The following is a 13,022-nucleotide window of genomic DNA, read 5'->3' as shown; positions in this document are numbered from 1 at the left end:
GATCTGGCCGCTCTTCGTGGGGGGGGAGCGCTTCAGGCCTATCTTGCATGTCGGCATAATTTCCAGCAATTGAATAAAGCATCTAAGAGATATTCGTTTTATGGATATATCGGGCCTGGATCTCAATCTGCTGCGTGTTTTCGATGCGGTGTTTCGCCATGGCAGCGTCAGCCGTGCTTCGCAGGAGCTGGGCCTGTCTCAGCCCGCGGCCAGCCAGGCGGTGACGCGGCTGCGCCAGTTGCTGGGCGACCCGCTGTTCGAGCGCATGCATGGCGGCGTGCGCCCCACGCCGCGTGCCGAGCGGCTGGCGCAGGCGGTAAGGACGGCGCTGGCAACCCTGGAAGTGGCTCTGGCGGAGGCGCACACCTTCGACCCCTTGCAGGCGAATCAGTGCTTTCGCATTCACCTCAGCGATATCGGCGAAGCGCGCTTCCTGCCGCCGCTGATGCAGGCCTTGCGCGGGCGGGCGCCCCATGTGCAGCTGGAAACCCTGCCCATGCCCATGGGCGAGATTGCCGATGCGCTGGATCGTGGCTCCCTGGATATCGCGATAGGTTTTCTGCCCGGTGTGACGGGTACGCAGCAGAAGGTGCTGCTTTCCGATCACTACGCGTTATTGCTGCGTCAGGGGCATCCGGTGCTCAGAGGCCTGAAGTCCCGGAGGCTGGATGCCGAGCATTTGCGCGGTCTCGACTATGTGGCCGTGCGCTCGCACTCCGAGACGCTGCGCATTCTGCGCAAGCTCGAGCTGCAGGATCAGGTGCGCCTGTCGGCGGCACACTTCATGGCCGTGCCCTCCATCGTGCACCAGACGGATCTGGCCGTCATCATGCCTGCCGAGATTGCCGAAACCTTTGAGGCACAGGGCGGCTATGTGGTGCTGCAGGCCGATCTGCCCGAGAGTGCCTTCGATGTGTCGCTGCACTGGAGCTGGCGCTTTGCCCGGGAGCCCGCGAACCAGTGGTTGCGGGAGCTGGTCAGCGAAGTGTTCCGGCAGCGCAGATAGTGTGCCCGGCTCATCAAAAGCCCACGCGCTTGCGCTCGCGCCGGACATTTCGAGGGAGCCGCTTGCGGCCTGGGGCAGCCCGTCGGTCATGAAAAAAGCGCCAGGCTTTTCAGGCTCTGGCGCTTTGCAGGATTGCGGTGGCAGCGATTCTTACTGAAGTTCCTTGCCCTTGAGCTCGGGAATCAGAAACACCGTGGCCAGCATGTCCAGCACATAGATGGCTGCCAGCAGCGCAATCGCCACCTGGAAGGAGTAGGCCATGGCCAGCGCACCGATGACGACCGGGCCCAGGCCGCCGACGGCGCGGCCGATGTTGAACAGCACGTTCTGTGCCGTGGCGCGGGCTTCGGTGGGATAGGCTTCGCTGATGACGGCGCCATAGCCGCCCATCATGCCGTTGACACACAGGCCCATGATGGCACCCACCCACAGCATGGCCGTGGCATCGGTGAGCTGGGAATAGGCCAGCACCGAGATCACGGAGCCAACCTGGAAGATCAGGAAAGTGGGCTTGCGGCCGATGCGGTCGGCCAGCTGGCCGAAGACCCAGATACCCAGCGACATGCCGATGATGGTGACGGCCGTCCACACCGACGACTTGGTCAGGCTGAAGCCCATCTGCTTGGACAGAAAGCTGGGCATCCAGATCATGATGCCGTAGTAGCCGAAGTTCTGCACCGAGGTCAGCACGATCACGCCCAGGCTGATCTTGCGCGTGGCCTTGTCCTTCATCAGCAGCTTCAGGCATTGCATGGCCGAGGGCTGCTCCTTCTTGCTGCGTGCCACGAACACTTCGGGCTCATGCAGCTTGTTGCGTATGACCCAGGCCACCACAGCGGGAATCACGCCGACCAGAAACATGCCGCGCCAGCCGATGGAAGGCAGCAGCAGCGGGGTGAGCATGGCTGCGCCCAGCACGCCCAGTTGCCAGCCCAGCGCCACATAGGACGAGACGCGTGCGCGATGGCGTGCGGGCCAGGCTTCGGCGGCCAGAGCCATGCCGATGCCGAACTCTCCCCCCAGGCCGATGCCGGCAATGGTGCGGTAGATCAGCAAGTCCCAATAGCCTTGTGCAAAAGCGCACAGGCCGGTAAAGACGGCAAACAGCACAATCGTCCAGGTCAGCACGCGGATGCGGCCGTATTTGTCGCTGAGCATGCCGAAGACGATGCCGCCGAAGACGGCGCCGATCAAGGTCCAGGTCACGAGAGAGCCGGCCTGGCCGGGCGTGAGGTTCAGGTCCTTGGAGATGGCCGAGAGCATGAAGCCCAGAATCAGCAGGTCGAAGCCGTCCATGGCGTAGCCGACGGCCGAACCCATGAGTGCTTTCCAGCTGTATCCGTTGACTTCTGTTGGAGCGGCGGGCGCGGCTATGCCTGCCACGGCGCCTGTGGTTTGTGTGGTCACGGGAGAGTCCTTGAGCGAAGACGGACTTTGGGTGCCTGCTGGCCGGCTTTTGCAGAAAAAAGCAGGCCCTCGCTGGGCGCAAGACCAGCGCGCGGGCACGCAGCGTGCGTGCGGCATCCTTGAGGTGCAACGGGCACGAAAAAGTCCTTGAAGGGGAGTTTGAGCGGCTGGAGCATGGCGGCGCGATCTGCGCTGATTTCTGCAGGGCAGAAAGGGCAGTGCGGCGCCATGTCGCCTCTGTAAAAAGCGAAAAGCCCCAGCTGCGTGAGCAACTGGGGCTTGTATTTGGTGGTCGTAGCGGGACTCGAACCTGCGACATCAGCATTATGAATGCTGCGCTCTAACCAACTGAGCTATACGACCGACAGTGCGCAATTCTAGAGGTAAAACAGTGGTCCGGCGGCAAACTTGGGAATTTTTTTATCCGGCAGCACCAGGCAAAGAAAAAACCGCAGTGCTTTTGCAAACACTGCGGTTTCCTGTCTGGTGGTCGGGGCGGGACTTGAACCTGCGACATCAGCATTATGAATGCTGCGCTCTAACCAACTGAGCTACACGACCGAAGACAGCGATTATATGCAAAAAATCGCTGCTTCAATCGGTTTGCCGAAATTTCTCGCGAAAAATCTGCTGCTTACTGGTGGGTGAAGTTGGCGGGGCGCTTGTTCACAAAGGCGTCCATGCCCTCCTTCTGGTCCTGGGTGGCGAACAGGGCGTGGAACAGGCGGCGCTCGAACATCACGCCGTCGGACAGTCCGCTTTCGAAGGCGCGGTTCACGGACTCCTTGGCTGCCATCACGGCCAGCTGGGAGAAGCCGCTGATGACGATGGCGGCGCCCAGTGTCTCTTCCATGAGCTTGTCAAAAGGCACGACGCGGCTGACCAGGCCGGCACGCTCGGCTTCCGTGGCGTCCATCATGCGGGCTGTCAGCGCCATGTCCATGGCCTTGGCCTTGCCCACGGCACGCGGCAGGCGCTGCGTGCCGCCGGCACCGGGAATCACGCCCAGCTTGATTTCGGGCTGGCCGAACTTGGCATTGTCGGCGGCGATGATGAAGTCGCACATCATCGCCAGCTCGCAGCCACCGCCCAGGGCAAAGCCGCTGACGGCGGCAATCACGGGCTTGCGGATGCTGCGAATGGTTTCCCAGTTGCGCGTGATGTAGTCGCCGCCGTAGGCGTCGGCAAAGCTGTACTTGGCCATGGCACCGATGTCTGCACCGGCGGCAAAAGCACGTTCGCTGCCGGTGATGATCATGCAGCCAATGCTTTTGTCGGCATCGAACTTCCTGAGCGCATCGCCCAGTTCGTCCATGAGCTGGTCGTTCAGGGCATTGAGCTGCTTGGGACGGTTCAGCGTGATGATGCCGACTTTTTCCGCTTCCACGCGGACTTCGATGGTTTCGTAGGCCAAGTTTGTCTCCTGCTAAAGAATGAATCGCTGCTGCCAAGAATAACCGCTGAGTCTGGCTGCCGGCTGTCGCGCAGCAGCGGGCTGGTTCAGGCCGCAAGGCCCGTCAGCCAGCGCTCTGCCGCGGCCTTGTCGCTGATTTCAAGCCCCAGATTGCTGATGGGGCTGGCGCTATCTGCATCCTCGCTGGCGGCTTTGGCGAGCAGGCCGCCCAGATTCAGCGTCAGCTGCAGAATCTGCTGGTCGCGTGCCACCCAGGCGGTGAGCTGATCGGCTCCGGCCGCGTACAGCAACACATCGTCGAGCTTGCTGATGCGCCAGCACTGGCCATTGACGTCAACGGCCAGCCACTCGTCTGCAGCCATCATGCCGGCTTGTTCGGCCGCACCGCCGCGCAGCACGGTCTTGATCTGCACGCTATGGTTTTCCTGCACCCGCAGACCCAGCTTCTGGGCCAGTTGTGCAGGCTCGGCCCTGCTCTTGATCCCATGCGTGGCCAGCAGCTCGCGCAGCGGCAGCTCGCCGGTGGAATGCACCCAGGTCTGCAGCTGTCCGGCAATGTCGGGGTTGCCCACTTCGCTGACCACGGCCAGCACATCGGCTTCGCTGATGGGGCCGCCTTCGCTCTTGCGCCACAGACCGCGCATCACATCGTCCAGGCTGCTCGTGCCATTGGCGCGCAGGGCCAGATCCAGGCACAGGGCAACCAGCGAGCCCTTGGTGTAGTAGCTGACCGTGTGATTGGCGGTGTTCTCGTCCTGGCGGTAATACTTGACCCAGGCATCGAAGCTGGCCTCGGCCACGGATTGCACCAGGCGGCCCGGTGTCTGCAGCACCTGGTTGATGGTGCGCGTGACGAGCTTGAGGTACTGGCTGTTGTCCAGCAGTCCGGCACGGCGCAGGAACAGATCGTCGTAGTAGCTGGTAAAGCCCTCGAAGAACCACAGCAGCTCGGTGTAGTTCTCCTGCTCGTAGTCGTAGCGGGCCAGCTCGGCCGGGCGCAAGCGCTTGACGTTCCAGGTGTGGAAGTACTCGTGGCTGATCAGGCCCAGCAAGGTGTTATAGCCTTCGCCGGCCTTGGCCTCACCCTTGCGCGGCAGATCGCGGCGGCCGCAGATCAGCGCCGTGCTGTTGCAGTGTTCGAGCCCGCCATAGTTGTCATCCACCACATTGAGCATGAAGACATAGCGGTCCATGGGCGGCTGGCTGCCGTCGGCATGCCAGAAGGCGATCTCGGCTTCGCAGATCTTTTTCGTATCGGCCAGCAGGCGCTCGCCATCAAAGCTGGGCGCTGCACCAGCGACCACAAATTCATGGGGCACGCCGCCGGCCTCAAAGCTGCCGCGCCAGAACCTGCCCATTTCGACGGGGCAGTCCACCAGCTCGTCGTAGTGGGCTGCCTGGTAGAGGCCGAAGCCGTTGGCGTCGACCTGTGCCGGCTTCAGGCCGGTGGCCACCTGCCAGCCCTCGGTGGCGGGGCTGCCAAGCAGTTCCAGCGCATGGGGGCGCTCTTCCTGGCCATGAACGCGCAGGCACAGGCTGGTGCCGTTGAAGAAACCGCGGCGGCGATCCAGCCAGGCCGTGCGCACCGAGGTGTCGTAGGCGCAAACTTGATAGCTTACAACGCATGCTGAGTCTGCGTTGCAGGTAATTTCCCATTGATTTTTGCTGAGTTGAAGAACGGCCACGGGCTGGTCGTTCTGCACGGCTCTCAAGCCTTGCAGGTTCTTGGAGAACTCGCGCACCAGATAGCTGCCAGGAATCCACACCGGCAGCGACAGCAGCTGCTGCGCCTTGGGCCGGGCGATATGCAGCTGCACATCGAAAAGATGGGCGTCCACCGCGTTGGCCTGCACGACGAAGCGGATGTCGGGGCGAATGCCGGATGTGTTGAGAACAGAGGTCATGGCAGCTCCAGAAATGCGGGCCGGAGCATGCGAACCTAGCGCAGCGCGCCTGAAACTGCATCAGGTGCGCGCTGCTCCGGCAATGAGACAGAGATTACTTGGCGGCGGCCAGGTGCTTTTCGACCTCGGCAGCCGAGATGGCGCCGGGCACACGCACATTGTTGGAGAAGATCACGGTGGGGGTGCCGGTGATCTTGTACTTGCGGCCGAAAGCCAGATTGCGCTGGATGGCAGCGGGGTCGCACTGGGCGGCAGCCGCGTTCTTGCTGTTCAGCATCTGATCCTGCCAGGCCTTGGCCTGATCCTTGGCACACCAGATATTGCGCGACTTCTCGGCCGAGTCCGGGCTCAGGATGGGGTAGAGGAAGAGATAGATGGTGACGTTGTCCACGCTCTGCAGATCTTTTTCGAAGCGCTTGCAGTAGCCGCAGTTCGGGTCTTCAAACACGGCCATCTTGCGCTCGCCCTTGCCGTGCACGATGGTGATGGCGTCCTTGATGGGCAACTGCTTGAAGTCCACGGCCGTGAGCTGTGTCATGCGGTCTTCTGTCAGGTTGCGGCGCGCCTTGGTGTCGATCAGCTCACCCTGAATCAAATAGTTGCCCTTGGCATCGGTGTAGAAGATGTCCGTGCCCACGCGCACCTCGTACAGGCCGCTCATGGGGGTGGAGCGCACCTCGTCGATCTTCTCGAGCTGGGGAATGCGCTCGGTCAGCGTCTTCTTGAGGTTGGCGTCCTGGGCGTGCACGCTCAGGCCGAAGGTCAGGCTGGCGGTGGCCAGCAGGCAGGCAACAAGTTTCATGGATGGTGTCTTGGCTGCAGCGGGCTGCAGCGCGAAAGGATTGAGGTCGGCTGCCATCCACGGTACACGGATGGCAGATCTGTTGCTTGGAGTGCAGGCCGCGCCAAGGGTTCCCCGAGCGCGTTTTTCAGAGCAGGCCCATGGCCTGCCGGGCCATCCAGGACTTGAGCGGGCCGCTGCGCTCGAAGCCCTTCATGCCCCAGTTGCGCAGCATCTGCACCGGCACTTCTGGGCGGGCAAACAGCTGCTGCAGTCCGTCCATGGCCAGACCCATGGGGGCCAGGGCCGCCTTGCGCTCGCGCTCGTACTGGCGCAGCAGTTTCAGGTCTGCGGGGCTGCGCCAGTAGTCGCGCTCCTGAAAAATGCGCGCCAGCGCCTGTACATCGCCAAGGCCCAGGTTCAGACCCTGGCCGGCCAGCGGATGGACGTTGTGGGCGGCGTCACCTGCCAGCACCCAGCTTTGCTGGCTGTTCCTGTCCAGCGGTCCGCACCAGCGGTCGGCCACGGCCTGCTGCAGCGGCCAGGTGGCACGTTCGGCCACCAGCTCGAGCTGGCCCAGTGCGTCCTGGCTGATGGATTGCAGGCGGGTGGTGAAGCTCTCTTCATCGCTTTCCAGCCAGTCGGGCACCAGCGAATGTTCCAGCGACCAGACCACGGCCACTTCGTGACCTTCGACCCCGCCCAAAGGCAGAAAGGCCAGAATCCCTTCGGGAGTGAACCACTGGCGCGCAATGCCGCCATGGGGCAGCTCGCAGCGCAGGCGTGTGGCAATTGCGTGCTGGGAATAGGGCGTGACGGAGAACTCCACGCCGAATTCGCTGCGTGAGCTGCTGTGACGGCCTTCGCAGACGGCGGTGAGGGCGGCCTCTGCGGGTTCCGTGACGATCTCCACCTGAGGCTGATAGCGCACGGCCTCGGCCAAGCGCTGCTCCAGCGCAGGCACGTCGACGATCCAGGCCAGGGCCTGAACGTCCTGGGACGCTGCATTGAACTGAATCTGGCCGTCGAGATCGCCAAACACCTGCATGCCGAGCACGGGCGTCGCATCCTGCTCGTCGGGCCAGCAGCGCAGCGACTGCAGCACGGTCCTGGAGCTGGCATTGAGCGCATAGGCACGCACATCCTTGTGCTGCTGGGATCGAGGCTGCGGCGGCACCACTAGCGCGACACGCAGACGCTCACGCGCCAGCAAAAGAGCCAAGGTCCGGCCCGCAATGCCGGCTCCACGAATACATACATCAAAGGTTTGCGCCATGTCCGGCATTGTAGGAGGCGCGGACAGGGCCTGCGCTCATAGAGGAAACCTCAGGCCCGTTGACAACCCGTTGCGGGCAACTATGTTGTTGATAGCGGCCTGCGGATATCAGGCAAGGGATTGACGGCAAAATGATGAAGAATCCGTAATCGAAGGAGATGTGATGACCGACTCCAGCTATGACGTGCAGGGCAGGATTGCCGAACTGTGGATCTACCCTGTCAAGTCCTGTGCCGGCATTGCCCTGCCCAGGGCCAGGCTCTCGCGCCATGGCCTTCAATGGGACAGGCACTGGATGGTGGTGGATGCGAATGGAGTTTTTTTGACCCAGCGCAGTCATCCGCGCATGGCTTTGATCCGGCCCGAGATTACGGATGCGTATTTGCTGCTGCATTTTCCGGGCATGGACAGCCTGCAGATTCCCTTGGAACTGCAGGGCGGCCAATGCCGCGTTCGGGTCTGGAAGGACACGGTCGATGCCTGGGATCTCGGTGAATGGGCGCAGCCCGCGCGCAGATGGCTGAGCCAGGTGCTGGCCGAGGATTGCCGCCTGGTGCGCTTCGATGCCTCCCGGCCGCGCCGGGCCAGCGAGCGCTGGGTGGGTGATGGCGATGCCCCGGTGCACTTTGCCGACGGCTACCCCCTGCTGCTGCTCAGCCAGTCGGCCGTGGACGATCTCAACCAGCGACTCACGCAGGCCGGCGAAGCTGCCGTCGATGCACGGCGCTTTCGTCCGAATATCGTGATTGCCGATATGGAGGCCCACGATGAAGACCGCGTGGAGCAGCTGGATCTGCAGGAGCTGCCTGGCCTGAGCCTGAAGCCCTGTAAGCCCTGTACGCGCTGCCCGATTCCCGATGTGGACCCCGATACCGCCGTGCCCGGCACTGCCGTTGGGGATTCAATTTCCGGTTACCGCCAGGACCCTCGTGTGGATGGCGCCATTACTTTTGGCATGAATGCGATGGTGCTGGGCCTGTCCGATGTCGCCGATGCAGGGGCCGAACTGGCCGTGGGCCAGCAGCTGGCGGGCAATCTGCGCTTTGATTGAGGCTCCTGAATATGTAAGCCTTTGTCTTTCAAGGACTTGGGGCTTCTCTGTAATAGTGATGTCCACGAACCAGTGTCCAATAAGGCCATTGGCAGCAGCAAAGAGGGGAGGGCAGCATGACTGAATTCAAATCCGGCGATTTCGTGGTTCTCACCGGCAGCAGCGCCTTTGCCGGAAAGATCGCCCGTCTGACGTTTCGTGCGCCTGACGGCGACTTCAGCCTGCCGGACGGCCATGGCCATATAGGCTGCGAGTCCGGAGACTGGGTGCTGGAGTTTGCCCAGAAGGTGCCGGCCCTGATGCGCGGCTGCCAGACTCCCTGCATGACCAAGTACCTGTGCCGCTCGCAGTCCCAGTTCCGGCGGCTGGAAGAGACCGCAGGGCTGGAGCAGTTGTTTGGCCCCATGCGGACTGGCTCGCCGGTGCTGAGCGCGAGCTGATTCGGCATCTTTCTCTCTCAAGCCTGCCTTGCGGCGGGCTTTTTGCTTTGCAGCTGCAAGGGCGGCGCAATCTACCGCACAAGAGCAGAGATTGCCGGGTCATTACAATCATGGGCTTTCCGTGGCCAAACCGGGACGAAACTCTGCACGAACAGAGTGCCCAGAGGTCACGCTTCAGAAGAACCAGATTCGCGCCGATGCGGATCGGGCACTTCCGCCACATGGGTGTGGTGCTCGATAGTGCATTGATACATAAGGAATTTCCATGAGCCTCAAATGCGGCATCGTGGGCCTGCCCAACGTGGGCAAGTCCACTCTTTTCAACGCGCTGACCAAGGCCGGCATCGCCGCCGAGAACTACCCCTTCTGCACGATCGAACCTAATACCGGCGTCGTGGAAGTGCCAGATCCGCGCCTGGATCAGCTCTCCGAGATCGTCAAGCCCGAGCGCGTCGTTCCTGCCATCGTGGAGTTTGTGGACATCGCCGGCCTGGTGGCTGGCGCCTCCAAGGGCGAAGGTCTGGGCAACCAGTTCCTGGCCCATATCCGCGAGACCGACGCCATTGTCAACGTGGTGCGTTGCTTCGAAGATCCCAACGTGATCCACGTGGCAGGCAAGGTGGATCCGATTTCCGACATCGAAGTCATTCAGACCGAGCTGTGCCTGGCCGACCTGGCCACGGTGGAAAAGGCGCTGAACCGCTACAGCAAGGCCGCCAAGTCTGGTAACGACAAGGAAGCCGCCAAGCTGGTGGCACTGCTGACGCCCATTCAGGCTGCCCTGAATGAAGGCAAGCCCGCTCGCGTGGTGGCCGTGTCCAAGGAAGACGCGCCCCTGCTCAAGCCTTTCTGCCTGATCACCGCCAAGCCTGCCATGTTCGTGGGCAATGTCTCCGAAGACGGCTTTGAGAACAATCCTCTGCTGGATCGTCTCAAGGAATACGCCGAAGCCCAGGGCGCACCCGTGGTGGCCATCTGTGCCAAGATCGAGGCCGAAATGTCCGAGATGGAAGATGAAGACCGCGACATGTTCCTGCAGGAGCTGGGTCTGGAAGAGCCGGGCCTGAACCGCCTGATCCGTGCCGGCTTCAAGCTGCTGGGCCTGCAGACCTATTTCACCGCCGGTGAAAAGGAAGTGCGTGCCTGGACCGTGCGCGTGGGCGCCACGGCCCCCCAGGCTGCGGGCGTGATCCACGGCGACTTCGAGCGCGGCTTCATCCGTGCCCAGACCATTGCCTTTGAGGACTACATCGCTTTCAAGGGCGAGCAGGGTGCCAAGGACGCCGGCAAGATGCGCGCCGAAGGCAAGGAATACATCGTCAAGGACGGCGATGTGATGAACTTCCTGTTCAACGTCTGACGCCTGCTGCGTAGTGCAGCGCCAAAAAAGCCCCGCCGGTCATGGCGGGGCTTTTTTATTGCCTGTTTCGGCATCGGCTGGCGGCTGAGGGCGCCGGGCCGGACTGATCAGGCTGACTGGAGCTGTGCGCCCAGCACCTGTTTCACAGCTTCTCGCACGGCGGCCCGGATGTCGTTGCGGCGGTAGTTCAGATGCTTTTGCGTTTCAGCGCTTGGCTGATAGTTGACGGGGGTGCCGCGCCCGACGTAGAGCACTTCATCGGGCATCAGCGGGTGGTTCTGGTCTTTTTCGGGCACTTTGGCGTCGCTGCCCACGGCTTCGAAGAACAGCTTGAAGAAGTCGGCAAAGCGCAGGTTTTCATCGCCCAGCAAATAGGCCTTGCCCGATTCGCCATTTTCCAGCGCACCGGCTATGGCCTCGGACAGCGAGCGTACCGACATGAAGTTGGTGCCGCCCGTGGGGCCGAAGACCGGCATGTCGCCGAGAAGGCCTTGGGCATAGGCGGTATAGGCTTCAAAGATGGGGCTGGCCAGACCGGGTACGGCGCCGACCATGAAGGGCGCGTTCAGGCTGCAGACCTCGAAGCCCGGGGCCGCCAGTGCGCGGACTCCCACGCAGGCCAGATGGCGCGATCGCACATAGGGGTCGCTCTCGGTCAGCCGGATATCCAGCTGGGGGTAGAAGCTGCCGATCAGCACGGCCTTGCGCACGCCGGCATCGCGTGCCAGGGCAAAGAAGCGGGGCAGGGCCTCGCCGTTGGCGTGCAGCCAGTGGGTTGCCGCATCCGAGTCGGGCGGTACATGGCGGATGTCATTGCCTGCAGCAAACACCAGAGCATCGAAGCCTTGCAGCTCTTCAGGGCGGGTGTGGCCGGACACGTAATCGATGGCCTTGAAGGGCAGCTGCGCCATGGGGGTGCCGGCTGGCGCCGGCTTGCGTGCGGCGATGCTGACCTGATGACCCAGGGACTGAAGGTGAAGGGCGGCGTGACCGCCCAGAAGGCCTGTGCCTCCGACGACAAGAATTTTCATGCGGACTCGGTGGTGGTTTGAAGGGTTTCGGTGCGGTCGAAGATCGCCGTGGGAATGGAGTTGTCGGCATTGGAATCCACAAAGCCGGTGCCTGTGATGACCGGAATGACGGTCCAGACTCCGCCGGGAGCCTGCATCCAGCCTCCGGCAGCCAATGCCCCTCCGTCCACGCTGAGCGTGGTGCCGGTGACCCAGGAGGCTAGGGGGCTGGCCAGATACAGGGCCGCGCCTGCACAGTCGCTGGGCTGGCCGAAGCGGCCCAGCGGGATCCAGCGCGGGATATGGTGTTTGTTGCCTTCAGGGATGGCCAGACTCACCGGCACCTGAGGGGTTTCGGTGGTCTCGGGGGCGATCACATTGACGCGGATGCCTTCGGGGCCCAGCTCCAGTGCCAGGGTGCGCGAGAAGCCGCCGACAGCGGCCTTGAAGGCCGAGTAGGCGGCGCAGGTCGGAGCACCGCGCAAGGCCTCGATGGAGGAGATGCTGATGATGCTGGAGCCGGGAGCGTTCCTGCGCAGCAGCGGGATCATGGCCCGGGTGACGCTGAAGACATGGCGCATGTTCAGCGCATACACCTTGTCGATCTCCTCATCGCTGAACTCCTCGAAGCGCTTGGCGATGACAAAGTCCCCCACGTTGTTGACCAGCACATCCAGGCTGCCGTAGCGCTGCTCTATGGTCTGCGCCAGGGCGCGCACATCGGCTTCACGGGTCATGTCGCCCTGCACCACCAGCGCCTCGATGCCGGCTTGCTTCAGCGATTCGCGCGCATCGGCAACCAGCTCGGGCTTGATTTCGGCAATCACGACGCGCGCACCGGCCTGGCCGAATGCCTCGGCAACCGCACGCCCTATGCCGGAGCCACCGCCTGTCACCAGAACGGTTCTACCTTTGAAGTCAATCATCTAGCTTTCTTCCATTCATCTGTGTTTGTTGAAATATGGAAATGGCTGGGACCAGTGCCGGAGTGGCGGCACTTCCCGGTCCTGCCATGCAGCGGCTCCGGCAAGCCCGATCGGGCGGCAGTCATGCTGCGGCCGACCGCCAGCAGGGGCACCGTGGCGTCTTGCCACGGGCCGCCGAGGGCAGGCCGGAAAATCGGCTGGTGTCGCCGGAGCTGTCTTCAGTATTCGTGTCAGACAGGGATTGGATATACCCGGTTCGGACTATCGACGTCCGGGTGCTTGGGTGATACGCGCGGGAAGAGGGGGCAGGCAGGGCGGCTACGGGAAAAGCCCTAGAGTTTGAGGCTGATGCATGCGCCGTGGCCGGGCTGAGCGCCGCCCGGTGCGGGCGAGCCGGCCTTGTATTCTTGGTATACGCAAGTGACGCAAAGTAACGAATAATGAGCC

11 protein-coding genes and 2 tRNA genes are annotated in these 13,022 nt (G+C 62.7%); 4 read left to right on the top strand and 9 right to left on the bottom strand.

The window, feature by feature from the left end:
- Nucleotides 1-100 precede the first annotated feature (100 nt).
- Nucleotides 101-1,006 carry a LysR family transcriptional regulator gene (locus tag DJFAAGMI_RS10110; RefSeq protein ID WP_211457042.1) on the top strand — a complete coding sequence of 302 codons (906 nt, stop codon included), beginning with the start codon at nucleotides 101-103 and terminating at the stop codon, nucleotides 1,004-1,006.
- 150 nt (nucleotides 1,007-1,156) lie between these two features.
- Here DJFAAGMI_RS10110 and DJFAAGMI_RS10105 read toward each other — a convergent pair whose 3' ends face one another.
- The 7 genes from DJFAAGMI_RS10105 to DJFAAGMI_RS10075 all read right to left on the bottom strand — a co-directional run bounded on the left by DJFAAGMI_RS10105 (nucleotide 1,157) and on the right by DJFAAGMI_RS10075 (nucleotide 7,788).
- Nucleotides 1,157-2,326 carry an MFS transporter gene (locus DJFAAGMI_RS10105; RefSeq protein WP_003051435.1) on the bottom strand — a complete coding sequence of 390 codons (1,170 nt, stop codon included), beginning with the start codon at nucleotides 2,324-2,326 and terminating at the stop codon, nucleotides 1,157-1,159.
- A gap of 373 nt (nucleotides 2,327-2,699) precedes the next feature.
- Nucleotides 2,700-2,776, bottom strand: a tRNA-Met gene (locus tag DJFAAGMI_RS10100).
- Between the two features lie 121 nt (nucleotides 2,777-2,897).
- Nucleotides 2,898-2,974: transfer RNA gene (locus tag DJFAAGMI_RS10095), tRNA-Met, on the bottom strand.
- Between the two features lie 73 nt (nucleotides 2,975-3,047).
- Nucleotides 3,048-3,827, bottom strand: a complete 780-nt coding sequence (locus DJFAAGMI_RS10090; protein ID WP_211457041.1) for an enoyl-CoA hydratase — start codon at nucleotides 3,825-3,827, stop codon at nucleotides 3,048-3,050.
- Nucleotides 3,828-3,913: 86 nt separating this feature from the next.
- Nucleotides 3,914-5,731 (bottom strand): M61 family metallopeptidase, encoded by a 1,818-nt coding sequence (locus DJFAAGMI_RS10085; RefSeq protein ID WP_211457040.1) that lies wholly within the window; start codon nucleotides 5,729-5,731, stop codon nucleotides 3,914-3,916.
- 94 nt (nucleotides 5,732-5,825) lie between these two features.
- The gene (locus DJFAAGMI_RS10080) at nucleotides 5,826-6,533 is read right to left on the bottom strand and encodes a DsbC family protein (protein WP_087080495.1); all 708 of its coding nucleotides are present in this window, start codon (nucleotides 6,531-6,533) and stop codon (nucleotides 5,826-5,828) included.
- 127 nt (nucleotides 6,534-6,660) lie between these two features.
- Entirely contained in the window at nucleotides 6,661-7,788 is a 1,128-nt protein-coding gene (locus DJFAAGMI_RS10075; RefSeq protein ID WP_211457039.1) for an FAD-dependent monooxygenase, read from the bottom strand.
- Nucleotides 7,789-7,951: 163 nt separating this feature from the next.
- Here DJFAAGMI_RS10075 and DJFAAGMI_RS10070 point away from each other — a divergent pair, with 163 nt between their 5' ends.
- From DJFAAGMI_RS10070 to ychF, 3 genes are all read left to right on the top strand, one after another.
- A complete protein-coding gene (locus DJFAAGMI_RS10070; protein WP_211457038.1) occupies nucleotides 7,952-8,839 on the top strand; it encodes an MOSC domain-containing protein in 888 nt (295 codons plus the stop codon).
- A 116-nt stretch (nucleotides 8,840-8,955) separates the two neighbouring features.
- On the top strand, nucleotides 8,956-9,279 hold the full coding sequence (locus DJFAAGMI_RS10065) for a hypothetical protein (protein ID WP_211457037.1): 324 nt from the start codon (nucleotides 8,956-8,958) through the stop codon (nucleotides 9,277-9,279).
- Nucleotides 9,280-9,544: 265 nt separating this feature from the next.
- Nucleotides 9,545-10,639: a redox-regulated ATPase YchF gene (ychF, locus tag DJFAAGMI_RS10060; protein ID WP_211457036.1), complete on the top strand. Its 1,095-nt coding sequence runs from the start codon at nucleotides 9,545-9,547 to the stop codon at nucleotides 10,637-10,639.
- 107 nt (nucleotides 10,640-10,746) lie between these two features.
- Here the strand turns inward: ychF and DJFAAGMI_RS10055 are convergent, their stop codons facing one another.
- On the bottom strand, nucleotides 10,747-11,670 hold the full coding sequence (locus tag DJFAAGMI_RS10055) for an NAD-dependent epimerase/dehydratase family protein (protein WP_211457035.1): 924 nt from the start codon (nucleotides 11,668-11,670) through the stop codon (nucleotides 10,747-10,749).
- Nucleotides 11,667-12,575: an SDR family NAD(P)-dependent oxidoreductase gene (locus DJFAAGMI_RS10050; RefSeq protein ID WP_249334140.1), complete on the bottom strand. Its 909-nt coding sequence runs from the start codon at nucleotides 12,573-12,575 to the stop codon at nucleotides 11,667-11,669. Before DJFAAGMI_RS10050 ends, DJFAAGMI_RS10055 begins: the two co-directional genes overlap by 4 nt.
- Nucleotides 12,576-13,022 lie beyond the last annotated feature (447 nt).

Origin of the sequence: Comamonas brasiliensis, from assembly GCF_018292285.1 — a bacterium.
Lineage (GTDB): Bacteria > Pseudomonadota > Gammaproteobacteria > Burkholderiales > Burkholderiaceae_C > Comamonas > Comamonas brasiliensis.
The sequence above is the reverse complement of the archived record's forward strand: the minus strand, read 5'-3'. Positions and strand labels throughout refer to the sequence as shown.

Bases quoted from the DNA above. Each gene is read 5' to 3' on its own strand.
- DJFAAGMI_RS10105 (WP_003051435.1), bottom strand. From the start codon at position 2,326: ATGGGTTCGGCCGTCGGCTACGCCATGGACGGCTTCGACCTGCTGATT.
- DJFAAGMI_RS10110 (WP_211457042.1), top strand. From the start codon at position 101: ATGGATATATCGGGCCTGGATCTCAATCTGCTGCGTGTTTTCGATGCG.
- DJFAAGMI_RS10070 (WP_211457038.1), top strand. From the start codon at position 7,952: ATGACCGACTCCAGCTATGACGTGCAGGGCAGGATTGCCGAACTGTGG.
- DJFAAGMI_RS10055 (WP_211457035.1), bottom strand. From the start codon at position 11,670: ATGAAAATTCTTGTCGTCGGAGGCACAGGCCTTCTGGGCGGTCACGCC.
- DJFAAGMI_RS10080 (WP_087080495.1), bottom strand. From the start codon at position 6,533: ATGAAACTTGTTGCCTGCCTGCTGGCCACCGCCAGCCTGACCTTCGGC.
- DJFAAGMI_RS10050 (WP_249334140.1), bottom strand. From the start codon at position 12,575: ATGATTGACTTCAAAGGTAGAACCGTTCTGGTGACAGGCGGTGGCTCC.
- DJFAAGMI_RS10065 (WP_211457037.1), top strand. From the start codon at position 8,956: ATGACTGAATTCAAATCCGGCGATTTCGTGGTTCTCACCGGCAGCAGC.
- ychF (WP_211457036.1), top strand. From the start codon at position 9,545: ATGAGCCTCAAATGCGGCATCGTGGGCCTGCCCAACGTGGGCAAGTCC.
- DJFAAGMI_RS10075 (WP_211457039.1), bottom strand. From the start codon at position 7,788: ATGGCGCAAACCTTTGATGTATGTATTCGTGGAGCCGGCATTGCGGGC.
- DJFAAGMI_RS10085 (WP_211457040.1), bottom strand. From the start codon at position 5,731: ATGACCTCTGTTCTCAACACATCCGGCATTCGCCCCGACATCCGCTTC.